Below are 24,365 nucleotides of genomic sequence, written 5' to 3' on the forward strand. Positions count from 1 at the left end.
CAGGTCGTGAATCGGGCTCGGAGGAGGGTAGTGATGTCTCCGGGGGTGGAGGATATCCAAGCCCCCCGTGAAGTTAATCGGTTAAAAGCGTCCCAATCCAAGGGGATACTCGATCACCACGTAAATCCGGTCGATGTCATCCCCGCCCTGGGCGCTGTTGGCCCGATGAGTCACCTGGGACACCTGCAGGGACAAATCCTTGGCCCGCCCCGATTGCACGGTGTAGTGCAGATCGATATCCCGCTCCCAGTGGCGACCGCCATCCCCTTGTTGCGGGATGAATTGGCCGGTAGCCGGGTCAAATGGGTTGTAGGCGCCACCTAGAGGGGCATGGGAGCCGTCGATGCCGCGGCCGGTAACGTAGCGGGTCATGAATTTTAATCCCGGGATACCAAAAGCTCCCAGGTCGAGGTCGTAGCGGGCCTGCCACGAGCGTTCGCCAGCGCCGTTGAAGTCAGCGTATTTGATGGAGTTGGCGAGGTAGATCGAGTCGCCGCCCACAAAGTCGAAGGGCGTGTCGCCATGGATTTTCTGATAGGCCAGGGTGAATCCCTGAGCGCCGAGGGTGTATTTGCCAGACAGGCTATAGGCGGTGTTATCAATCGCGCCAGCCTCGGCGTCGCCGTAATCCTGGGTATGGTAAAGGTTTGCGTCCAGAAAGAATCCCGATTGTTTCAGATGCAGGTTGGCGTAGTACTGACGCCAGGTGTCGGTCAGTTCGGAAGCATACAGAGCGCCGCCCAACGGCTGGTCTTCGAACAATTGGGCACCGAGCAAGCTGATGCTGCCGGTATCGGTGCCCACTCCATAACCAGTGAAATCCCCTCTGCTGGTCGAGGCGTCCTGATTCTTGAAAGCGGTGAAACGCCCGGCCTGCAAATGCACGTCGTCGAATTCCAGGCTGTCGAGCAGAAACCCCGTGGCGTATTCCGGTTGCAGGCGTTTGTCGGCAGTGTCGAACACCGGGGTTTCCACGGTCATCTCACCGTAGGCCAAGGTGGTTCTAGAGGCGCGCAGTTTCAACGCACCACCGGCACTGGAGAAATCGCTCTCACTTCGGCCATCCGAATCCAGCGGCAGCAAACCTGTTCCGGAATGCCCCTTGCCACCATCCAGTTTCACACCGAGAAAACCATGGGCGTCGACACCAAACCCAACGGTGCCAGGGGTAAAGCCGGAGGCAAATGAGGCGATGAAGCCTTGAGCCCACTCCTGCTTATAGTTTTTGTTCGCCGGGGAGGGGGATCGGTAGTCATTCTGCAGGAAGAAATTGCGGCTCAGCACATCCAGGGTTGAGCCGTCCATAAAGCCTTGCGCCGATGGCTCGGCAGCCAGGGCTGTGCCGCAGGTGCCAATCAGCAACATGGATAACCAGAGCTTGGATCGTGGCCATTGTTGGGCGCGAGCTTTACTGCTGCAAAGGCTCTGGGTGTTCAGTGCTTGGTTTGCGGTATGCATGCTGTAGCCAGTTCGGTGACGAGGGCCTGATTATTGGCCGCGGGGCTCTGGCTGGTGAGTTAAACGTTGTTAATTCTGAGTGGGTACGACTCGTCGGGCTAAAGCTGGCGCAAGCTCGTATAGCATTGAACGCCTCGCAGTGCCTGTCCTCCAAGCACTATCAGAAAGAAGAAGGAGAACCAGCATGCAGCCTGAGACTGAAGGACTTGAAGAGCAGGGCCCTAGCGGCGTGCCTTACATCAACGATCCGGAAAAGCCCACGTCACCGCCCTTGAACGATGCCGACGCCACGGATGAGGATGAGGCGGAGGAAGATATTCAGGACGAAGCAGAATCCATTTGAATGTGAGGAGCAGGGCAATGGACAACTATCACCTGAGCCCGTCTGCGGATGGCTGGGAACTTAAGAAAGCCGGCGCAGAGCGTGCCTCTAAAAAAGCTGCCACAAAGCAGGAGCTGATGAACTCTCTGGCAGATTTCTTTGATGGCAAGACCGCCTCGGTGAAGATTCACAAAGCCGACGGCTCCATTGAGGAAGAACGCACCTATCCGCGTTCCGCTGACCCCAGGCGAACCAAGGGGTGACCCCCATTTCCGCTGCCGACCTGGGTATCGAGATCGACGCCCCGGGCGGCCACGGAGTGTTTCGGTGGCTGCTCGCCAGTTTTCTGATCGGTAAAAGGATTCGGTCCTCTGTCGCCGTCGAGGCGTACCGGAACCTGGTTGATCGATATGGCCTGGATACGCCTGCAAAGCTCGCCCGATGCTCCCGTCGAGACCTTGTCAGGCTCCTCGGGCAAGCGGGCTACGCACGCTACGATGAGTCCACGGCGCGGCGACTGCACGAGCTGGGTGTAGGCCTGGATACCGAACTGGAATCTCGGATGAACGCTTTGCAGAGCGGTTCAATGGAAGCTGCGGAGTTTGAGCGATGGTTGCTCAGCTTTAACGGCATCGGGCCGAAGACGTTGGAGATCTTCAAGCGCGGAGTTGCTCTAGGAGACAAATGACGCGTGTTGTCGCATGACTTTCCCTACCCAGTTGATTGGCCTGGAGCTTGTCCTCGGCCACCACCAGCCGGTAGCGGTGTGCCTCGTCGAACACATGGAGCCTCCAAGTACGTAAACGGCAGGACTGGCAAAATGCCACGCGCGTTGCTATTTTTTGACGTATCGACGGTTAGACTTACTACCGGACATTCGCGGACGTCGCTGTATCTGCCCAATTCGCTGCGGAAAAGGAAACCCGGAGTATGTACATCCCATCGGTTACGCGAAGCCCGGCGCCGCGCTTTGCATCTCTTCTAAAGTTTTTAATTGTCGTTGCCATTGCGCTGAATCTGTTTGCTCGTCCCGCGCAAGCCGAAGACCGGGAAAAGACATTTCGTTATTTCCCTTCCGGGCCCATCTATGAGTATCGCTGGAAGCTCCTGGAGCTGGCGCTTTCGCATACACAGGCGACCGATGGCCGCACCCATCTCGTTCCCTATGGGCAGGAGGCCAGTCAGAATCGTGGCATGGAGTTGCTTCAGACGGGGCAGATCGATGTCATCGCACTGGGAACCAACACCGAACGCGAATCCCTTATGCTGCCGATCAAGATCGATATCTTGCGTGGTCTTATCGGTTACCGCCTCCTCTTGATTCGTGCTGCCGATCAACCTCGCATCGCGCGGATGGACGAACAAGCGTTTCGCGAGCAATTGACATTCGGCCTTAATAGTCAATGGGCCGATGTACCCATCATGCAAGCCAGTGGTTTTACGGTGGTCACTTCGAGCAACTATGAAAATCTTTTTGGCATGCTTGCAGCTAAACGCTTCGACGCGTTCCCGCGTGGATTGAATGAAGCGGCTCGTGAGCTTGAGGAGCACAAGGATCAATACCCTCAGCTCGTCATTGAAAACAGCAAGGCGTTGTTCTTCCCTTATCCGGTGTACTTTTGGGTCAACAAGAGCGACACCGCGCTGGCCCGACGCATCGAACATGGACTCAATCTGTCGTTGGCGGACGGGTCCTTCCGCAAACTGTTTGAAACTTACCACGCAAAGGAGATAAGCGCGCTTGCCAAGGAACATCGGAGGGTCATCCGTCTTGCCAATCCCGTCCTGCCTGCCGGGACGCCTGAACCGGATACCCTCTGGTGGTGGAAATAAATGCAAGTAGGACGGATGTTTGCCGCTCAGACGCTTTTCAGGCGACTGCTTTACACCATGTTCCCGTGGTATCTCTTGATTGCTCTGGGTATGACTGGGGCGCAGTTGAGCATTCAATATTTCAGCGTCAGCAGGGATATCACGGATGACCTGGTCTCCCTAAGCAGAACCATCAGCCCCAGCTTCACCAAGGCCGTATGGGAACTGGACAAGGCTGAGCTCATGAGTATTGTCACAGCCGTGCGTCAGAACGCTATCGTCAGCGGCGTCCAGGTGGTCTCTGCCGGGGGGGAGGTCCTGGCGGTCTCCGGGCATGTGCCAAGCGGGAGGAGGGAAGGGCGGACGCTCTTTCCCGCCAGGTTCCGCCAAGCCGAATTACCGCTTACGTCGCCTGGGCAGGCGGGCGAGCATAATGTGATCGGTGTTCTCAAGATGTATTCAGATCGCAGTGTGCTATGGGATCGGACCAAGTACGCCTGCCTGTTCATTCTGCTCAATTCGATCGTCATTACCTCGGCACTCTGGCTGATCATTCTCTGGGCCATTCGTTATCGACTGTCCAATGCCGTCACCCGGGTCTCCCACGCTGTAGCGAACTGGCGTTTCAGGCCGGACAATGCGCCCGTGGAGAAAATCCAGTATCCCTACCGCGACGAGCTCGGAGAGTTGGTAAACGCCTTTAACGAGAGCCGCAGTCGACTCTTCGATTCGCTGCAAGCGCTTAACCAGCTCAATCACAATCTTGAGGGCATTGTTGCCGAGCGAACTGAAGAACTGCTTCTTGCCAAGGAGGAAGCGGAGCGGCTGACGCAGGTCAAGAGCGATTTCCTGGCTAACATGAGCCACGAGATCCGCACCCCCATGAACGCCATTCTCGGCATGCTCTATCTGGTCCTGAAAAAGGATCTGCCGCCGGCCTTGCGTAGCCAACTGGGCAAGGTACAAACGGCCGCCCATTCACTGCTGGGTGTGATCAACGACATTCTTGATTTTTCCAAAGTTGAGGCGGGCAAACTTAAACTCGAACAGATCGAGTTCGGGTTGGATTCCGTGTTGGAGCAATTGACGGATGCCATCGCCTTCCAGGCCGAAGAAAAAGGTATCGAGTTTCTTATTCGTCATGACCCCACCATTCCCACGCGGTTGTTGGGCGACCCATTGCGCCTGGGCCAGATCCTCCTCAACTTGTGCGGGAACGCTATAAAATTCACGGAAAAAGGCGAGGTGGAGTTAGCACTCCACAGCTTGGGCATTCGGGACGACATCCTGCATATGCAGATTAGCGTGCGCGACACGGGCATTGGCATGAGCCCTGAAACACAGCGTCATCTCTTTGAAAAATTTACCCAAGGCGACTCATCCACGACGCGGCGATTCGGTGGAACCGGCCTTGGGCTGGCCATCAGCAAGAGCCTGGCCGAACTGATGGGAGGGCGTATCTGGATTGAAGACTCGCAATCAGGCAAAGGCAGCACGATCAGTTTCACCGTGCAGTTGCCCGTCGCGCGGCAAGCACAGATACACCAACGACAACTGGTCGAGCAGAGCGGACCGTTGCTCAAGGGCATCCGCGTCTTGCTGGTGGATGACAATGCGGTCTCTCGTGAAATCCTGGCCGAGATGTTGCGTTTCTTCCAATTGGAAGTTGTCACCGTTGCCAGCGGCCCGGCCGCCCTCACCGAACTGCAGGCCCCAGCCGCTGAGCCCTATGATCTGGTCCTGATGGACTGGCGTATGCCCGGCATGAATGGCGACGAAACCACCCAGCGCATTCACCGTGATATTCGTTTGCCCCGTCTTCCCAAGGTCATCATGATCACCGCTTATGGTCGCGAAGATGTCTTGCGCCTGGCCGAGCAGGCCGGGGTGGACGGGTTCTTGATCAAACCAGTCTCACCTTCAGTGCTGCTTGACTCGATTCTTTCAGTCCTTGGACGTGGCCGCGTTCTCGGAATGGATGCTCAGGGCAGACCTACAACGCTCCAGCCCCCGAATAACAATCAGTTGGCGGGGGGCCACGTACTGGTCGTTGAGGACAACGATATAAACCGGGAATTCGCCGCCGAGTTGTTGCACTGCGAAGGCATGGTCGTGGATGAGGCCGTGAACGGTCAGGAAGCGCTCGACAAGGTCCAAGGTCATGATTATGACGCGGTGTTGATGGACATCCAGATGCCCGTGATGGATGGCCTGGAGTCAACCAGGCGTATTCGGGCATTGGCTGATATGCCTGGCGGAGAACGCTTTGGTGCACTACCGATTATTGCCATGACCGCGCTGGCGATGGCGCAAGATACCCAGGCCAGTCACGATGCGGGAATGAACGACCACATTACCAAGCCAATTGCACCCGATAGGCTGATGACCGTACTCTGCAAGTGGATACAATCGCCCGGCCGGCGTAGCGATCAGCCTGCGGTGCTCGATGTTGTTAAATCGCCGGCAAGTAGCCTGCCTGCCGATCTGCAGACAATGGTCCATATCAACGCTCAGGACGGTTTACGCCGTATTGGCGGCAAGGCTGATGGCTATCGAAAACAGCTGCGGCGGTTTCGCCTGCATTACGCTGACGCGGTCCTCAAGATCCGCTGTTTTGTTGCAAGTGGCGACAAGCAAGGTGCAGAGACATTCTGTCATTCACTCAGGGGCGTTACCGGAAATATCGGGGCCCAGCGCCTGTATGACATCGTTAAAACCATCGACGATCAACTCAAGCAGAACAGCTTCCCTGATGATCGCGTCCTGGAGGAGGCTGAAGGTCTCCTCCAGCTCGTGCTCTGTGAGATCGATGGGATTGCCGAGATTGATTACCCGTCCCAGTCGAGTGTCGAAACACCCTTATCACCATCATTGCTCGACGCGTTGCTGAACCAGCTCGTACAGGCCCTGGAATCGGACCTTGGTGCGGCAGAACCTATACTCGCTCAGTTGCTCAAGGGGACGCGCGGAACCCGGATCGAGCAAGAAATATCCGCTATTGCCGCCTTGATCGATGATTTCGAAATAGACGCCGCACTTACTCGATTACAGCACCTGAATGGGGTCGCCCCGGATACGTCTTCATGAACGAACTTGCTCCTAACAACAAACGTGCCCGCATTCTGATCGTCGATGATATCCACGAAAATCTGCATGCCTTGATGGGGATGCTGCGCGACGATTTTTCTCTGTGTGCGGCTACCAACGGTGAAAAGGCGCTTGAGCTGGCCAACCGCCAACCGCAGCCAGACCTGATCCTGCTGGACATCAAGATGCCGGACATGGACGGTTACTCCGTTCTTTCCGCACTCAAGCTTGACCCGTGCACCACGAATATCCCGGTGATTTTTGTGACCGCCCTGGCTGATGCCATGGATGAGGCGCGAGGCCTGGCGATGGGTGTCGCCGATTACATCACCAAACCGTTCAGCCCTGATCTGCTCAAGGCGCGCATCCACAATCAACTTGAGCTCAGGCGCCTTCGCCAGAACCCCATCCGTTTCGATATAGCCGGACCGGCAGACCCAGCCAACCGCCCCTCGCTGTTGGTTGTCGATGACATCCCGGAAAACATCCATGAGCTACTCGAGGCGCTCAAGGATGACTACCGCATCATGGTTGCACGCACTGGCGCCCAGGCGCTGGACGCCATTCAGGGCACCGTGCCCCCAGACCTTGTCCTCCTTGATATCGTGATGCCTAGCATGGACGGCTATGAAGTCTGCAGGCGCATCAAGGCAACGCCGACAGGCAGCCGAATCCCCATCATTTTTGTCACGGTCATAAATGCTGCATCAGAGAAAGTCAAAGGCTTCGAGATCGGAGCTGCCGACTACATCACCAAACCTTTCGATATCGACGAAGTGCGCGCGCGTATTCGCACCCATTTGGAGTTGGCCAGGCTGCATCGTTTCCTGGAGGATCTGGTGGCGCAGCGCAGTGCGTTACTGCAATTAACTGAAGACAAATATCGCATTCTTGCCCATCGCGACCCTCTGACCGGCTTGCCGAACCGCGTACTGTTCGCGGAATTGCTGGATCACGCGATTCTGCAGGCCGAGCGTGAGCAGTCCCAGTTTTCCTTGCTCAACATAGACCTGGATAACTTCGCGACGATCAACGAAAGCCTCGGCCACAAGTCGGGTGATCAACTGCTGACCCAGGTCGCACAGAGGTTGCGAAGCCTACTGCCCGAAAACGATAGCATTGCACGCATTGCCGGGGATGAATTCAACATTATTCTGGAGCATGTCGATGTTCCAGTGGACCTGATGTCCCAGCGCATCATCAATGCGTTGGCAGAGCCATTCGTACTAGGCAAGCAGAATGTCTACATGGGGGCCAGCATCGGAATTACGCTCTATCCCGACGATGGGACTGACTCCGAGACCCTTCTGAGCAATGTCGACGCCGCACTTCATCGAGCCAAAGAGCAGGGGCGGGGAGTGCTGTGCTTTTTCTCGCCAGAGATGACCCACCGCGCCAAGCGGCGTTTAAAACTCGAAGCAGAGTTGCGCAATGCCCTTGAGCAAGGAGAGCTGCGGGTTTACTACCAGCCCCAAGTTGATCTGGATACCGGTAATATTGGCGGTCTTGAGGCCCTGGTCCGCTGGCAACATCCCGAGCGCGGGATGATCTCTCCAGGCGAATTCATTCCCCTTGCAGAGGAAAGTGGCCTGGTTATACAACTCGGCGATTGGGTGTTGCACGAGGTCTGCCGCCAAATCAAAAACTGGTCAGAGGCAGGCATTGCGCCGTGTCAAACAGCGGTGAACATCTCTGCTGTTCAGTTAAGCGCGGGGAATCTGGTGAAGTCGGTCAAAAACGCCCTGGCGCAAACCGGCATCGAGCCCAGTCAGCTTGAACTGGAAATCACCGAAAGTTATGTAATGGTGGACCGCGATCAGTCATTCAAGTCCCTGAGCGAACTCAAGGCGCTGGGTGTTCGACTGTCGATTGATGATTTCGGAACGGGTTACTCCTCGCTGGGATATCTGCAGCAACTGGAAGTGCACAGGCTCAAGATCGATCTCTCCTTTGTCCGCGATATGACGACTAACGCGGGCAATGCCTCTATCGTCAAGGCCATTATCGCGCTGGGGCACAGTCTCGGCCTTGAAGTGGTGGCCGAAGGCGTCGAACATCCCGGTCAAGCGCGGTACCTGCGATCTATGCACTGCGATCTGATCCAGGGTTACCTGATCAGCCATCCCATGCCCGTCGAAGACACGGAACGCTTTCTCTCTTCCTACCAGCCACTGCATGTCGTACTTGAAAATGAAACATCATCGACGTTGTTGCTGGTGGACGACGACCTGGGCGTTTTGTCCTCGCTCAAGCGCCTGCTGCGCCACGAGAACTACCTTATCCTCACTGCAACGAGTGCCCAGGAAGCCCTCAAGCTTCTGGCTGAACATCAGGTTGGCGTCATCATCGTTGACCAACACATGCCGGGCATGAATGGCACGGAGTTACTCGCTCGTATTCGAACCATGCACCCCCATACCGTTCGAATGGTCCTGTCAGGCTCCGCCGCCGTCGATAACGTGACCGAGGCAATCAACCGCGGTGAGATCTACCGTTTTCTGACTAAACCCTGGCATGAAGCAGAGTTGCTCGAGACTGTGCGCGAGTCTTTTCGCCAGTACCGAACGTTGAGCGGGGTAAAGTCGTAGGAGTGGGGTGTCCTGGGTGATCTAAAGTAAAGGAACGGCGACCCCGCCTTGCCTGATTACGCCGGCTGTCACTTATACGACGTTTAGGGTGTGGTGGTTCTTGGGCTTAGCACCACACCCATGAGATCGCCGCCCGACCTATGCGCTTTGACAGGTCAAACCTGAAAGCACAGATCTGAGTCGATCCATCGTTGTTGAGGAGCAAGTTTGCATGGGCTCACGAAGCTCGTTGCTGATCAAGCCGTGGACGCTCAGAGCTGCTTTGATGACAGCCGGGTTGGGCTCAGCGAACGCCATCTTTATCCAAGGCAGGAGGCGGTAAAATGTAGCCCGGGCGCACATGACATCGCCTCTATCCATCTCCTGCATCATCTGGACATACAGATTTGGACGAATGTGTGCCGAGGCCGAAATTGCGCCGGCTCCGCCCAGGGCGAGGTTTGTGAAGATCTGGATATCCTCGCCGGTCAGAATCTCTGCATTGCCGTCCTCGATCAGGGCCATGGTGGTTTCGACATCACCACCGCAGTCCTTGACCGCTGCGATTTTGGGGTGACGCACGATCCTTCTCAGCGTCTCTCGTTCGATCCTCACGCCTGTTCGATAGGGGATGTCGTAGAGGACCACCGGGACAGATGAGGCATCAGCGACTGTTTGGAAAAATGACTCGATGCCTTGCTGCGAAGGCCGAATGTAGTAGGGTGCTGGAACCAGAACGCCGGTGATGTCACGGCTCTGGATCTTTTGTTGGAATGCCAGGGCTTCCTGCAGGTTGTTGGCCGACAGCCCCATGATCACCTGGTCAGGTCGAGCAATCTGTAGAACTGCATCCAGTACCTCGAGCTGTTCATCCTTGTTCATCGCTGCGGCTTCACCAGTGGTGCCGCATACGACCAGCCCCCTAACGCCTCCAGAAAGGAGCGTTTTCACCAAACCTTCGAGCGCGTCGAAGTCGACGTGTCCCGAATGAAAGGGCGTGGCCAGTGCAACCCAGATACCGCGAAAATTAGACATGCATTACTCCTCAGGCAGACCGATTAGTCGACGTCAGAGGAGGGGATGGGAATCAAGCGGGGAGGAGGCCTGGCGCTATCTGTCCTGTCAGCTCATCTGACGGGACAGCGCCCCGGTCAAATGAGCGGCTGTTTCTTGGATTTCTTGGCAACGGACACGCATGCGCATGCCTGGGCGCAGTGGCCCTCGGCAGACAGCATGTGGTCAGTGGTGAGAATCATGGTTGATCCGTTGCGAAGAGGAACTGCTCGATAGTGCACAGGGAACGGTGGCTTGGTCAACTCTGCAGCGGAAAATTGATCACGCAGTTCGGTTGGGCGCCATGCTCAACGGCGTGACAATCCACGAGGGGATAAGCGGTGGACATGTTCAACCTCCTTGAGCACAGGCATCCAGCGCTTGGGTGATGTCGGCCAGCAGGTCCGCGATGTCTTCAAGGCCCACCGACAAACGCACCAACCCCTCGGAAATCCCGTGGTGCGCACGCTCTTCAGGCGTGTAGGTGGAATGGGTCATGCTGGCTGGATGCTGGGCCAGGGACTCGGCGTCTCCCAGGCTGACCGCGCGGGCGAACAACTCCAGTGCGTTCATGAAACGCCGGCCGGTGGTCAGGCCGCCCTTGAGTTCGAAGGCGATCATGCCCCCAGGCAACTTCATTTGCCTCGACGCCAGGTCGTACTGAGCAAAGGAGGGCAGGCCGGGGTAAGCGACCCATTCGACGGCCGGGTGCGCGTGTAAATACTCGGCGATCACCTGGGCGTTGCTACAATGGCGTTCCATGCGCAGTGACAGGGTCTTGAGCCCGCGCATCAGCAGAAAAGCGTCCTGAGGCGACATTACCGCACCGGTCAGGTCCTTGAGGCCTTGCAGGCGAATGCGGTCCGCCAGTGGATGACTGGTAACTACGATGCCGGCCGTGATATCGCCATGGCCACTGAGGTACTTGGTGGCCGAATGCACCACTACATCCGCACCCATTTCCAAGGGGCGTTGCAGGTATGGAGTGCAGTAGGTGTTATCGACCACCAAGGTGACATTCCGATGATGGTGGGCAATCTTAGCCACCGCGCAAATGTCGACCAACTGCATGTTCGGATTGGCCGGGGATTCGAAATAGATCATGCGCGTCGAAGGACTGATGGCATCGCGCAGTTCGGCCAGGTTGGACATGTCAACATGACGCACCTTGACGCCAAACTCGCCGATACCGTGGTGCAGCAGGGCGAAGGTGCAGCCGTACAACGTACGGTTGAGAATGATCTCGTCACCGGGGCGCAGCAGGGTCCAAAAGGTCGCGGCAATGGCTCCCATGCCGGAGCTGAAGGCCACCGCCGCCTCGCCGTTTTCCAAAGCCGCCATGCGTGACTCCAACAGAGCCAATGTGGGGTTGGAGATCCGCGTGTAAAAATGCCCGGATTCTTCGCCGGCGAAACAACCGGCGCCGTACTCGGCGGTAGGGAAGGCGAACGTGGAGGTCAGGTAGATCGGCGGGATCAGTGCGCCGTTGTGGTCCAGCGGCTTATAGCCGTGATGGATGGCGCGGGTGGAAAAGCCCAGTTCATTGTTTTTATTGTTCATGTTGGACGCTCCTGTATTTCCTACAATGCTATGCTCAATTTCAACAAGAAAAATTCCAAATTGACCCAGAAATAACCCATAAATTGGAATAAAGGCTCCGGAAAACAAAATTAGGAGGCAAGACATGCCTAGCGAGCTGGATCGTACCGACAAGGCCTTACTCGCGGCCCTGCAAGGCAACGCCCGGCTGACCATCGCCGAACTGGCCGAACATGTGGCGCTGACCACTTCGCCGTGTTGGCGCCGGGTGAAAATTCTTGAAGAGAACGCAGTGATTACCGGCTACCAGGCGATTCTTTCGCCCAAGGCACTCGGCTACGGCGTCACCGCATTTGTTAGCGTGATGATGGAGTCCCACAGTCAGGAAATGGCTCGATCCTTCGAACAGCGCCTATTGGAAATCCCGGAGATCGTCGCCTGTCACAACGTTTCCGGACGCTACGATTTTCTACTGGAAGTGGTGGCCAAAGACCTGGAGTCTTTCGGCGAGTTTGCGCGAGAGGTGCTGCAAACCTTGCCGGCGGTCAAAGAGATTTATTCAAGTTTTTCGTTCAAATCGGTCAAGCCCTCGCGGGTGATCCCGGTGCTGGGCTGAGCGCGGTATTACCTTTTGATGTTTGTCCGGGCAGGCGCGTTATTTGGAGTGAAGGCCAGGTCGCAATATGGCTTCGTTAGCGAAGCTGATCACTTCAAGCACAGATGAGCTTGTCCACCTGTGCGCTGCGCAGTTGAGGAGGGCCCTCAGTTGAATACGTCGATGGTTCCAATTGCGATAGCCGCCACGAACATGACCAGGCACGTACCGATGCTCCAGCAGATGGACGCTCGCTGGTTGTCGCCGTAGTCGATATACAACAACCCGCACAGCAGGTAGGTGGAGGCTATAAGTGGGCTTAGGAGATGAACGGGCTGGCCGATGAGACCAGCAATGGCCATCTCTTTTGCGCCAATGCCATAGTGGCTAGCGGTCTCGGCCAGGATCGTCATAATCCCGAAGTAGAAAGCGTCATTCGTCGACACGATCCTTTGTTGAACAAGTGGGCGATGTCAGATGTTCATGTGTCGGTCAAGGCGCCGTAATAGCTGGATAGCATTCTATGAATGGGAATGGTTGTTCATCTATACGTGTTCATGAACCTTGTTCGTCCAGTACAACGGCAGCAGCGTCTGCTTGGAGATGGGCAACCTCGAATAGGAAGGAAAGACATCGCCGTGGTTCACGAAGAGTCCTGAAATCGCTATGTCCGGCGCCTTGCTCTAATTGTGGAGCCGAATGTTCATAAATTGATGCTCATGAGAGACAGCTCTCTAGGCCCCCCCCTTTTTCGGACCGCTGCAGCGCGTTCAGATTGAACGCGCTTGTCTGATTCATGCTGGACCGACTCAGCTCACCTCGGGGTGAATGAACCCGCCTGCTCTTGATACCCTTTGCGTAGTTTCTCCCCGATCAGCTTTTCCGCTTCACGCAAAGCACGTTCGGGACTGTCGAGGGACTTGATCAGGGTCTGACCCTCGGTGCCGATACGGCCAAAATTCACCGTCACCTCGGCCTCTGCGACACCAATACGCCAGAACTTGTTGGAGTTGCCTTCACCGAAGGTGAACTCGCGCATCAAGGGTGTCGCTTCAGCGGTGACAGGCGGCTCAGCCTCGATCTCGACGCTTTCCTCTACCGACTCCGGTTCCGGCAACGCAGGGGCTTCCTCACCCCGCAGGAGCGTTTCGATGCGATTGAGCACGTCTTCCGGATCGCGCAGCCAGTCATGGCTAAGCACGTCGATGATCTTCCAGCCAAAACTGCGCAGTACCGTCGGGCGGAAGATGTAGCGCTCACGCACGTCAGTGGCCGATGCGGTGTCGCCGTCCAGCAGCACGCCGAGGCTGAAGTGTTCGCCACTGGCGTCACTGATCGCCAGGTCACAACGGAACTGAGAACGCCCGACATATTCCTGGACCGAATGCCCGCGTTTGCGCAACGCAGCGGCTAGGGCGCTGCGCAGGTGGTCCTTGGGCAGGCTGACGGCAAAGGATTGCTTGGCGCCTGGATTGAGGTTGGCGAGGATACCCTGGGAGCGCGGCGCATCCCCAATGGCACTGGCCTGGGCAAACTGCAGGAACGCACGCAATGCAGCGGCACCATCGTTGTGGGTGTTGGTGATGGCCTCGGACTCAATGCTGGAGACGATCGCCATGCGCTTGCGGGCGCGACTGAAGATCACATTCAGGCGTTTTTCCCCGCCACGCTGGTTGATCGGGCCGAAGTTCATCAGCATCTTGCCGTTCGGCCCTGGCGCGTAGCAGATGCTCAGGATAATAACATCACGTTCGTCCCCTTGGACGTTTTCCAGGTTCTTGACGAACAGGCCATTGAATTGCCCGGCATCTTCACGCACATACTCGCGCTCAAGCCGTGTGGCAAAGGCCGAGTCGCTGCTGGCCAAGTCTTCCAAAGCCTGCTCGATAGCGCCTTGCTGGGCCTCGGAAAACGCCACGATGCCCAGGCTAAGGCCGGTCTCGCGTTGCAGCAATTCACGCACCAGGTTGGCGATATAGCGTGCTTCGGCCAGGTTGCTGCGGCTGAGATAGACACCGTCGCTCATCTTCAAGAAGCTGATCGGGCTTTCCAACAGCGTATCGGCACCTTGGATCACGGCCTCGGTATCCGTGGAGTCCAGCGCGGCGTGGGCCGGGGCAGGGCGCTCGATGCGACGGTCGGGAATGGTGATCAACCGCCCTTCATAGAACGCCGCGTTGGAAAAACTGATCAAGGCTTCGTGGCGGCTGCGGTAGTGCCAGGCCAGCAGGGTCGCCGGCAGGTTACGCGCAGCTTGACTGAGCAGGCTGTCGGCATCAAGGTTGATAGCGATCTGTTCGCCGTCCTCCATGGCAATCAGTTCGTTATCGTCCTGGTCGCCGGCACTGGAGAAGAAGTTGGTCGGTGGCAACTGCATCTCGTCACCCACCACAATCACCTGCTGCGCACGGCTCAAGGCCGGCACGGCTTCTTCGCTGGGGATCTGGCTGGCTTCGTCGAAAATCACCACGTCAAACAGGTCCGGCGTCAATGGCAGGGTGTCGGACACTGACAGTGGGCTCATCAACCAGATGGGCTTGAGGTCGTTGATCACCCGGCCACTGTCACCACTGGCCATTTCACGAATGGAGCGATAGCGCATGGTCTTGCCCAGCTCATGCTCCAGTTCACGGCGACCCTTGGCGTAGGCCTTCTTGAACTCGCGCGCCTGGGCGTCCAGTTGCGTCACCGACATCGCCGATTGCTTCACATGCTCCAGAAAACGCTGGTGCAGCGTGGCGCTGAGTACGTGAGCGTTGCTTTTGAGCAGGTTGCTTTCTGCCTGGCTGACCTGACGCGCAGCCAAACTCAAGGCAGGGCCATCGAAGCGGGCCAACTGAGGATTGGCGCGGTACAGGCGGGTCAGGTTTTCCTGGGCAATCAAACCGTCCAGTGCACGTTGCGCCAAGGCGTACTGTTGCACGACCGCGAGGCAGACAGGATTGGCCTGGTGCAGCTCATTGAGCAGGGGCAGGGTATCGGGCAGTTCGTCGAGTTCTTCACGTAGATCGCGCAGGTATTCCGCCAACTCGCCCAGGCTTGGCGCGGGGTCGAACACACAATGTTGCGCGACCACCTCGGCCAGGCGCGCCAACGGCTGACGCAGGCTGGCTTCCTGGCGCACGCCGGGCAGGGCATCCGGGTTACCCCGCAGGCTTTCGACCCACTGGCGCAACAGCGGTGATGCGCTGAGTTGCTGGAGCAGGGCTTGCAGGTTGTGCACGAACAGGTCGATGTCCGGGATTCCATAACGGCTTTGCAAGCGTTGCTGCTCGGCGTGCAATTGGGCCGTGGCGCGGTGCTCGCCCGCCAGGTTGTCGAGCACACTGCGCAAACTCGGGCGAATCGCGTGCTGGCTGAAGTCGTAGCGTCGTTGCAATTCACCGCGCAGCCGCCACCAGGCGGGTTGCAGCCAACGCAGCGGCGAGCTTTCCAGCCGCTGTACCAGCTCGAGGGCCGCCTGGGTGTCCTGTGGTGCAAGTTTTTCACGCCAGTAGTGGGTGGATTCGCGGGCGTTGTGTTGCTGCACAGCCAGTGCCTGCAACGCCGCTTGTTCGGCATGCAGCGCTTGAGAGCCTGATGAGCCTGGCTCCAGCAGATCGAGGTGCGCGGCCAGGTTGGCGCTGGTCAGTTGTTCGGCGGCCTGGGTCAGTACGCACGCATCTGCCAAGCGAGTATTCCCGGACAGCAGGCTCGATGATGACTCCAGAAACAGCTCGACACTGTCCATCAACCCACAGGCTTCATCCAGGAACGCCTTGAGTTGACCGTACGCATGTTCATGGGTAATCAGGCTTGAGGCCAAATGGCTGAAAGGATGACGTGCAAAGCTGTCGAGACCGAAACGTTCTTTGATCGCCTGATACACGCGGCCGGTCAGCTCGCTTTGGGCCTGCCAATGACGCCACTCGGGCAGACGCTCCAAGGCTTCGGGTGGCAGCTTGGCAAGCACGGGCGGCAGCTCGATCAGATGACGCACCAGCTCGCGTCCCGAGCATGCCAAAGACTCCGGCACGCCCGTCATGGCCTGTTCAAAACGCTCGATCAAGCCCAGCTGTTGGCTCAGGCCGGCCAGTAAGGTGTCGCGCCGCGCTTGCAACTGCGGCGACTGGGCATCGCCGGCGATCCAACGCTCATAGCACTCGCGCAGGTTACCCACGAAGGCTTTCTTATCGGTCTGGGAGTCATGGATCAGGCAGCACAAGTCGCCCAGTTCACTTTGTTGCAGGCGATGGAATACCACGTCCAGCGCCGCACGTTTCTCACAGACAAACAGCACTCGCAGGCCGCGACCGGCATAGTCCGCGATCAGGTTGGTGATGGTCTGGGATTTGCCCGTGCCCGGCGGCCCCTGAATAATGAAGTTGCGCCCGGTGCGGGCCAGGCTGACGGCAGCATTTTGTGTCGCGTCGCCGGCCACCACGTTCCACTGTTCGGGTAGTGGGATAGGGTCGGGGGCCTTGACCTCGACGTCCCGAGGCTCGATGGAGAACATCCGGTCAAACGCTTCGTTCTGCGCCGGTTCGTCGATCAACTGCGCATAGTCACGCACCAGCGACATCTTGCGATAGTTGAAGTTGGCCAGGGTCACCTGGGTTAGGTCGATGTCCCAAGCGTAGCGATGGCCCTGGTTCTCGGGCAGGGCGAAGGTGCTGTTTTCGGCGCTGCTCGCAACCATCTGAGGATGTTGATTGCGCAGCACAGGTTTGGCGCCTACGGCCAGGCGCAGCGGCAACTCACTGGGCAGGACCTTCTGCTGGAACCATTGCAGGCCCAGCGGACGGAAATCTTCGCGGTCGTAGCTGAAATCCGGTTTCACCAAAGGCGTCGACAGGCGCTGGCGGGCACGATGGCGCTGGAAGTGGTGCAGATGCTGCACGGCCTTCTGGTGGATCAGCTCGATTTGCGGTTTGCTTTGCAGGCGTAGCTCGACCCCGGGCTCGGTCAGTTTGATCTGGCGCGCAATATCGGCGTGGATGTCTTCCAGCGAAGTCTTTTGCAGGTCGACGGTTTCCGGCAATCGGATATCGTAGAGCTGACGCAGTTGATGGCGCAGCACCGGGTTGAATTCGGCCTCGGTTTCGTCGCACTGCAACACGAACTGATCACGCACGCCTTTCTTGCGACTCAACTCCACTGGAAGCCACAGCAGCGGGGTGACGATGCGTTCTTCCGGCGTGTCCTTGAGGTTGTGCCAGCGCATGAAGGCCACCACCAGGCGCAGGTTGCTGAAACCGAACTCGGCGCGGTCGCGGCGGGTTTCCTGGATGATGCGCTCCAGCGACGCCTGCAACCAAGTCTGGTCTTCAAAGCGCAGCCACTGTTGCAGGCCAACGGGCTTGCCGCTCAGCACTTGCTCGGAGAATCCGCCGAAGGTCGGCTGCCAGGTGCACAGCGCTTCGGGCCGGATGCTTTCAATGCGCATCACCAACGGCACGCTAGCCACGGTCAAGTTGACGTTGGCCTGGGTCGGCCGGAAATACAGCAGGCGATTGCGCCGCGAAAGGTCAAACAAGCGGTTGCGCAGATGTTCCAGCACCACCGTACGCCGCGACGCCGGGCCTTCAGCCTGGGCCAACACACGCTCGACATCCAGGCTGGCCGGCTGTTCGCGCCAGGACTCCAGGCGCCGCGCCAGCGAGCCGACATCCGTGGCACGTTCGTGGCGGTTGAGCTCCGTCATCTCGACGATCAGGTTGGCCAGCACCGGGTTGAGCCGGCCATTGAGCTGGAACAGGTTACGGCGGTGCCGTGCAAACGTCTTGAGGTCATTGATATCGGCAAAATCCAACCCGCACGCCAGACACGCCAGTAACTGACCAAGCTGGAATATGTCGGTGATCTCATCGTGGTGCCCGAGGCGATGCTCCCAACTGTGCAGGTCCGGAAGGAACACCGGGTGGTCGATAGCCTGATGCAGATCCTCCTGGACCTGCAGGTCGGTAATGGCCACGCCACTTTCCGAATCCCGGGTCAGGCGGACTTTGCCGACGACGTTCAGCGCCGATTCCGGATTGGGCTGCACCTGCTTGATCGCTTCCAGCGCCAGCCGCGGCGGCACACCCTCAGGATTACGCAGTTGCAGCGTGCGTTCCGGTCCCTGCAGCACATCGAGATAACCGAGCTGGGCGACACGTCCCAGTTCGTGAAGTTGTGCCACTTGACGTAGCAATGGCAGCGCCAGGAACAACACATCGTCGATGGGCACGGCGGCGCCATCGTGGCTCTGCAGTAATTGAGTGAACGTGACGGGTTGGATTACTGGGTCCATGTGTCGACCTCCGCTTTGAGCGCGCGAACGAGCGGGTCGAGCTCACGTTTGGGTAATTTGATATCGCGCTTGAGCACGCTGATAAAGTCATCGGCGCTGCCGAGTTTCTTCGCGGTGCGCGCGGCATGCAGCAGAGCCTCATCCCGCAAGTCACGGTCCACGAGGCTCAGGTCGAGCATGATGAAGTGCAAGTATTCATGGATGCTGGTGTCGATGCGCTCGGCATTCAACGTCGTCAGGTCGAGTGGCGTTTCGTTGTCTTTCCAGTCCGGGAAAAAACCACGTACCTGATTGAGCACAACCTCGGATTGCAACACCGGGGAGCCGATGAAATGGGCCATAAAGCCGCGGGTGAGGGCGGTCAACTCGACCTGATCGGTCACATCCAGGCGATTGAGCGACAAGGGCCCGCGCAACCGGCGATCCAGCCAGTTATCCGTCTGCGGGAGTTGCTGCCACCAGCTGTCCACCGCCTGGGAGCGCAAAAACGTCTCCGGATGGGAAACGCCCTGGGACAGCTGCGCATCCTTGCCATCCAGCTCGCGGGCCTGCTTCAAGTAACTGGCCGCATCGACGCTCACAATGCCGGTGTGAATCTTGACCAGCGAGGTAATCGACGCCTCCGACCCATTGGCCACCAGTGCCGCGCCGCGGTCGGCATAGATCTCAGTGTGCAGGCTATATAGACGTGCAGTCTGTTCCAGGCTGGGCGGCGTATTCACGTCGGCCATGGCGTGATTGAGAATCCGCTCGGCGGTGAGAAAGTCGCCACCGTGCTCCGACCACAGTCGGTAATGAGCCAGCTCGTGCCCAAGCAATGCCAGCAGTTCCTGGGCGTCCAGACGCTCAAGAATCGGCCCATAAAACACCACATGCACCTCATCGGCCAGGTAATACAGGCTCGCGTTCATCGCGCCGTCGCCGGCCTGGTAAAGGGTGGCGGGTGCCTTGATCTGCAAGCACTGCAACGCCTTTTCACAGGCTTGATAGGCCTGTGGATGGGCCTCGGGGCTCAGGCGATAAGTATCTCGCAGTAACTGTGCACGCACATCTTGAGCATGTTCCTGCTGAACACCCAAAGACGATGCCCAGTTCCAAACGACAGGTTCATGGGTCTTCAGGTAATCAACCACACGTTGCTGGTAAGGCAGTGGTGTCAGGTTGCTGATATCCAGCGCGGGGGGGCTCATCGTTCAAACATCCTTGAGGATACGGCTCCATAACTGCGACTGCGCAGCAGAGATATGGGCTGGCATCCCGGTATCAGTGATTGGCAATAAGCGCGGAGCATACCTAGGGGGCAGGGAAATTACTTGTGAAACTGCATGTTACCTGGCTCAAGAGCTCAGGCGACAAACCAAATACGCATCGTTTAACATAATATACATTATGCGTAACAAAATATTACCAAGCCTGCCTAGTCATGAACGCACATTGCCCCAGCGCTCACCGATTCCGACCAAGACAACTGACGAAGCTATCCAATCCCTTGAGACGCACCTCACACACCACAAGCCCAGCGCTTGTCCAACGCGAAAGTCCGTGCAAGCCTTGGGCAGCATCTGGAATCGTTTCCCCTTTGTCTGGACCACTCATCATGCCGCGTCTCTTACCCTTGGCTTTATTCCTCCTGGCCAGCCAGGCCATGGCGCACCCAGCCCTGAAGGACACCGAGCTCTACACCGAAAAAGCCAGCGACTGCCAGGATGTCGACCTGGCTACCTGGCAGCACCCAGCTCGAACCGTACTGGAGAGAAACGGCATCAAGCTGGAACGGGTTCAGCTATGTAATGGTGGGCGTTATCCGATCTTTCTGGGTGACGTCCCGTACGATCCTCAGGGTCAGACCAAGGATTTCTTTTACCCCTTGTATGAGCAACTGCGAAAGGCAAACGGCAAGTGGCCCTATGTACTGGTTGCCAGCAATTACGGCGAGATGGTGTACGTCAGCTATCCGGGGAGCGATTCGATCTCCCTGGCCTACGAAAACTTTGAGGCGCCTTAGCGCTGGCTGACTGCTCTTGGCAACGGTCTTATCCAGTCGCTGCCGTTCTACCCTGCCCCAGCCTATTGAATTCACTGGATTTTTGCTCGGGTGCATGCCGCTATCCAGACGTAAGCTTGCCAAGCTTGGTCTATAGATTTTCCATAGCCTTTAACCTCCCAGCATCGTAAAAGCGCCAACATAATGGCGTTATTTTTTCCATAATCATCGATATCTGAAAAAGTGACGTTTTCCCGACGGAAGGCATGGGTGCGCCATTGCTGGAGGTTCGAAGGAAGGATCATCATCCGCTTGTCATTGTTACTCGCTTAAGCCTTCCCGGGCTTAATGCAAGACACATCAATCGCATTGCTTCTATGGGAGCAACATCAGGATGATGACCGTTTACTTTATGGTTATGACCCTCTGCAGGGGCGACGAAGGCTGCGTGGATGTGCGAAAAACTGAGCCGACTTACCTCACTAAAGAGCTGTGCATGGCAAAAGCCAGGGACATAACACCTCGCAAAGGCGTGAAGTACAAATGTCGCAGCGAGCGGACGTGGGGGCCGAGCAAGGCACCCAGTGCCAATAGCTTGGACAGCGTTGTCTCGACCGACGTCAAGCAGCAGCCTTGAAGCGTGCAACAACCCGGCTCAACGGCTCGGTATATCCAAGTCCAGCAACGCCGCACCCAATGCCTTTCCATGGGCATCGAGTGCCAGCGAACGGGTAACACCACCGCGCAAGACACCGGGCAAGACGAAGTTCAGCGCGTGCACGCTAGGTAGCTCATAGCGTCGCACCGCCGGTCCTTGGATGGGCAGCAATTGAGCAAAATGTTCGGCCACCCGTTCCACCGTCAGCCATTCGCACAGACGTGGATAGTCTTCGGCATTGAAGGCGATCACGGAGATATTCGACGTATCGCCTTTGTCTCCCGTACGGGAATGGGCCAGGTCACGCAATTTAAGACGAGTCACTACACGTCCTCCAAATGAATCTGCACGCTGACAGCGTCCCGTGGCAGCAACAGCGACGCCACCGCCACCACTTGGCGCACCGATTTACTCGCTCCGCCGCCGCCGTAAGGACCGTTGGTGTAGAGGGTTTCCACTTCGTTTCCAATCCGCACGGCCTCGGCGCGATCGGTGCAACGGGCCGCGACCCGCAGGCGCACTTCCCAAGGCTCGCCGTCCAGTCGGGAACCCAACTCAGGGCCGTGCAAGGCATCGACGCCGATCAACTCTGCGCGGATTTCTTCATAGACCACGCCTGTCAGTTTCAAACGTTCCAGCACGATTTCCCGCGCCAATCTGCCTCGTGCCAAGGCTCCCGGTCCGCCATAGGACATCTGGCCTTCGCCGATCCAGCCGTCGAGATAACCCACTGACACTTTCAGCGATGAGGGGCGTTCCCGGCCATCGGCGCCCTGGACCTGTACCTGATTCGGTCCCTGGAGCGTAAACGACACCTCGGAAAAGTCCGCACTGACGTCTGGCGTGAGGTATGCGGCGGGGTCGTGCACTTCATAGATCATCTGTTCGGTGCAGGTCGCGGTATCGATGCGCCCGCCTGAGCCTGGGACTTTGCTGATCACTGCATGGCCCGTCGCGTCCACTTCGGCGAGGGGAAATCCCAGCCGCGCCAGGTCCGGCACATCCTTGAACCCAGGATCGGCAAAGTAGCCGCCACTGATCTGGCCTGCGCATTCGAGCAGATGGCCGACCAAGGTGCCGCGTCCTAATCGTGGCCAATCGTCCGTGGCCCAGCCGAACTCGAATATCTGTGGCGCGAGGAACAGCGACGGATCCGCCACTCGCCCAGTAATGACCACGTCAGCATCCGCCTTCAAGGCCTCGATGATGCCGTCCACGCCCAGGTACGCGTTGGCCGAAATCAGGCGTTCGCCCAATGAGGCCAGGGTGATGCCGTTGTCCAGTGTTTGCGTCGGATCGCCGAGCAGTGTGGTCAGCACATCGTCACCCGTTACGGCGACCACTTTGAGGCCCGACAAGCCAAGCTGCCCGGCAATGCGCCGCACTTCCCGCGCTGCGCCCAATGGGTTGGCAGCACCCATGTTGGTGATCACGCGCAAGCGCCGGCCCCGGCCATTGGCACCACGAGCGACAAAGGGCAGTACTCGACGCATGCGCTCGCTCAACAGTGGATCGAAGCCGGCCTGCGGATCGAGCAGACGCGCTTGCTGCGCCAGGGCAATGGTGCGTTCGGCCAGGCATTCGAACACCAGATAATCCAGCTCGCCGTGCTCGGCCAGCTCAATCGCCGGTTCGATGCGATCCCCGGAGTAACCGGCACCGGAGCCGATGCGTAAGGTTTTCATTCAAAAGACTCCAATGAGCAGCGCCGTCACCGTCATCAGCACCGAGGCGGCGAACAGATAAGGAATGGTGAAACGTTGATGATCGGCCAGTTCGACCTTGCAAAGTCCCACCAGCAAGAAGGTCGCCGGGGTCAGTGGGCTGACCGGGAAGCCGGTGGTGTGTACGCCCAGCAGGGACGCCTGGGCCACATGCAGCGGATCGACACCCAGGGCTCGGCCGACTTCGGCCACCACCGGCATTACGCCAAAATAGAAGGAATCGGGATCGAACAGCAGGCTCAGCGGCATGGAGATGAACCCCACGACCATCGGAATCAACTTGCCGTGCCCGGCAGGAATCTGTGCCACCGCCACCTCGGCCATGGCCTTGAGCATGCCGCTGCCTTGCATGATGCCGGTGAAGACCCCGGCAGCCAGGAGAATGCTGGCCATTGTCAGGGCGGTTTTCGCATGGGCGTCGATGCGTGCCCGTTGGGCGTCGACGTTGGGATAGTTGATGCACAGCGCCAGCACCGTGCCGAGCATGAACATCACCACCGGATCGACCACGCCAGCAATCATCACCCCCATCACCACCACGGTCAGGATCAGATTGACCCAGAACAGCCGTGGCTTACGCAAAGCGCTCTCGGCCTCGGACAGAACCCGCTGCGGTATCACCTCCACCCCTGCCCCGGCGCCCAACCCCAGACGCTTTTCTTCGCGACGACCGAGGAACCAGGCGCAAGCAAAGACGAACGCCAGACCGATGATCTGCACCGGAATCAGCGGCTGGAACAAGTCGGCCACCGGCACGTGCAAGGCGGCCGATGAACGCAGCACCGGGCCGGTCCATGGCAGGAAGTTGACCCCGGCCGCCATTGCCGTGACGCAAGCCAGAATGCGTTTATCCATGCCCAGGCGCATGTACAACGGCAGCATGGCCGGAATGGTCACCAGGAACGTCACCGCACCGGAACCGTCCAGGTGCACCAGCAGCGCCAGCAGCGCGGTACCCATGACGATGCGCGTCGGACGGGTGCCGACGCGTTTCAAGATGCGGTCAATGATCGGGTCAAGCATGCCGGCGTCAGTCATGACGCCAAAGAACAGAATCGCGAACACGAACATCCCGACCACCGGGGCGACGTTCTTGATACCGGTGATGATGAACGCGCTGGTTTGCAGGCCAAAACCACCGATCAGTGCGGCGATGATCGGCAATGCGATCAGTGCAACCAGGGGGGACAGGCGTTTACTCATCACGCAGATGAGCAGACAGAGAATGGTGACGACACCGAGTATGGCGAGCATAGGTAGGTCCTGTTCGGCACTTCTGTCCGCCGTGGCGATGA

The 24,365-nt window shown here is 58.1% G+C and carries 18 protein-coding genes; 8 read left to right on the forward strand and 10 right to left on the reverse strand.

Annotated features, from left to right (window positions below; translation table 11 throughout):
- Positions 1 to 81: 81 nt before the first annotated feature.
- Positions 82 to 1,365 carry an OprD family porin gene (locus AD665_RS23185; protein ID WP_053193994.1) on the reverse strand — a complete coding sequence of 428 codons (1,284 nt, stop codon included), beginning with the start codon at positions 1,363 to 1,365 and terminating at the stop codon, positions 82 to 84.
- A gap of 277 nt (positions 1,366 to 1,642) precedes the next feature.
- Here AD665_RS23185 and AD665_RS27635 point away from each other — a divergent pair, with 277 nt between their 5' ends.
- From AD665_RS27635 to AD665_RS23210, 6 genes are all read left to right on the forward strand, one after another.
- Positions 1,643 to 1,801: a hypothetical protein gene (locus AD665_RS27635; protein ID WP_167355714.1), complete on the forward strand. Its 159-nt coding sequence runs from the start codon at positions 1,643 to 1,645 to the stop codon at positions 1,799 to 1,801.
- A gap of 17 nt (positions 1,802 to 1,818) precedes the next feature.
- On the forward strand, positions 1,819 to 2,043 hold the full coding sequence (locus AD665_RS23190; RefSeq protein ID WP_024777212.1) for a DUF2188 domain-containing protein: 225 nt from the start codon (positions 1,819 to 1,821) through the stop codon (positions 2,041 to 2,043).
- Positions 2,040 to 2,468 carry an HhH-GDP family DNA glycosylase gene (locus AD665_RS23195; RefSeq protein WP_024777211.1) on the forward strand — a complete coding sequence of 143 codons (429 nt, stop codon included), beginning with the start codon at positions 2,040 to 2,042 and terminating at the stop codon, positions 2,466 to 2,468. Before AD665_RS23190 ends, AD665_RS23195 begins: the two co-directional genes overlap by 4 nt.
- A 242-nt stretch (positions 2,469 to 2,710) precedes the next feature.
- Entirely contained in the window at positions 2,711 to 3,613 is a 903-nt protein-coding gene (locus AD665_RS23200) for a substrate-binding periplasmic protein (RefSeq protein WP_024777210.1), read from the forward strand.
- Between the two features lie 15 nt (positions 3,614 to 3,628).
- Positions 3,629 to 6,679: a hybrid sensor histidine kinase/response regulator gene (locus tag AD665_RS23205; protein WP_053194130.1), complete on the forward strand. Its 3,051-nt coding sequence runs from the start codon at positions 3,629 to 3,631 to the stop codon at positions 6,677 to 6,679.
- A complete protein-coding gene (locus AD665_RS23210) occupies positions 6,676 to 9,267 on the forward strand; it encodes an EAL domain-containing protein (RefSeq protein ID WP_053193996.1) in 2,592 nt (863 codons plus the stop codon). The genes AD665_RS23205 and AD665_RS23210 overlap by 4 nt, the downstream gene beginning before the upstream one ends.
- 138 nt (positions 9,268 to 9,405) lie before the next feature.
- On the opposite strand, the gene dapA is transcribed toward AD665_RS23210, so the two are convergent.
- Complete coding sequence (gene dapA / locus AD665_RS23215; protein WP_053193998.1) at positions 9,406 to 10,281, reverse strand: 4-hydroxy-tetrahydrodipicolinate synthase; 876 nt, start codon at positions 10,279 to 10,281, stop codon at positions 9,406 to 9,408.
- Between the two features lie 369 nt (positions 10,282 to 10,650).
- On the reverse strand, positions 10,651 to 11,859 hold the full coding sequence (locus tag AD665_RS23220; RefSeq protein ID WP_053194000.1) for a methionine gamma-lyase: 1,209 nt from the start codon (positions 11,857 to 11,859) through the stop codon (positions 10,651 to 10,653).
- A gap of 124 nt (positions 11,860 to 11,983) precedes the next feature.
- Here AD665_RS23220 and AD665_RS23225 point away from each other — a divergent pair, with 124 nt between their 5' ends.
- Positions 11,984 to 12,454 (forward strand): Lrp/AsnC family transcriptional regulator, encoded by a 471-nt coding sequence (locus AD665_RS23225; RefSeq protein WP_041022790.1) that lies wholly within the window; start codon positions 11,984 to 11,986, stop codon positions 12,452 to 12,454.
- Between the two features lie 146 nt (positions 12,455 to 12,600).
- On the opposite strand, the gene AD665_RS23230 is transcribed toward AD665_RS23225, so the two are convergent.
- The 3 genes from AD665_RS23230 to AD665_RS23240 form a co-directional block, all read right to left on the reverse strand.
- Complete coding sequence (locus AD665_RS23230; protein WP_024777204.1) at positions 12,601 to 12,879, reverse strand: transporter permease; 279 nt, start codon at positions 12,877 to 12,879, stop codon at positions 12,601 to 12,603.
- 368 nt (positions 12,880 to 13,247) lie between these two features.
- Positions 13,248 to 18,704: a WGR domain-containing protein gene (locus tag AD665_RS23235; RefSeq protein ID WP_053194002.1), complete on the reverse strand. Its 5,457-nt coding sequence runs from the start codon at positions 18,702 to 18,704 to the stop codon at positions 13,248 to 13,250.
- Positions 18,692 to 19,894 (reverse strand): M48 family metalloprotease, encoded by a 1,203-nt coding sequence (locus tag AD665_RS23240; RefSeq protein ID WP_024777202.1) that lies wholly within the window; start codon positions 19,892 to 19,894, stop codon positions 18,692 to 18,694. Before AD665_RS23240 ends, AD665_RS23235 begins: the two co-directional genes overlap by 13 nt.
- A gap of 407 nt (positions 19,895 to 20,301) precedes the next feature.
- Between AD665_RS23240 and AD665_RS23245 the strand changes: the two genes are divergently transcribed.
- A complete protein-coding gene (locus AD665_RS23245; RefSeq protein ID WP_053194004.1) occupies positions 20,302 to 20,709 on the forward strand; it encodes a hypothetical protein in 408 nt (135 codons plus the stop codon).
- Positions 20,710 to 20,780: 71 nt separating this feature from the next.
- On the opposite strand, the gene AD665_RS27480 is transcribed toward AD665_RS23245, so the two are convergent.
- The 4 genes from AD665_RS27480 to AD665_RS23265 form a co-directional block, all read right to left on the reverse strand.
- A complete protein-coding gene (locus tag AD665_RS27480) occupies positions 20,781 to 20,996 on the reverse strand; it encodes a hypothetical protein (protein WP_147460419.1) in 216 nt (71 codons plus the stop codon).
- 347 nt (positions 20,997 to 21,343) lie between these two features.
- Positions 21,344 to 21,670 carry an AtuA-related protein gene (locus tag AD665_RS23255; RefSeq protein ID WP_053194006.1) on the reverse strand — a complete coding sequence of 109 codons (327 nt, stop codon included), beginning with the start codon at positions 21,668 to 21,670 and terminating at the stop codon, positions 21,344 to 21,346.
- Positions 21,670 to 23,031, reverse strand: coding sequence for an acyclic terpene utilization AtuA family protein (locus AD665_RS23260; RefSeq protein ID WP_053194007.1), 1,362 nt, complete (start codon positions 23,029 to 23,031; stop codon positions 21,670 to 21,672). Before AD665_RS23260 ends, AD665_RS23255 begins: the two co-directional genes overlap by 1 nt.
- Positions 23,032 to 24,324: a CitMHS family transporter gene (locus AD665_RS23265; RefSeq protein WP_024777079.1), complete on the reverse strand. Its 1,293-nt coding sequence runs from the start codon at positions 24,322 to 24,324 to the stop codon at positions 23,032 to 23,034.
- Positions 24,325 to 24,365 lie beyond the last annotated feature (41 nt).

Origin of the sequence: Pseudomonas corrugata, from assembly GCF_001269905.1 — a bacterium.
In the GTDB taxonomy this organism is placed as follows: Bacteria; Pseudomonadota; Gammaproteobacteria; order Pseudomonadales; family Pseudomonadaceae; genus Aquipseudomonas; species Aquipseudomonas corrugata.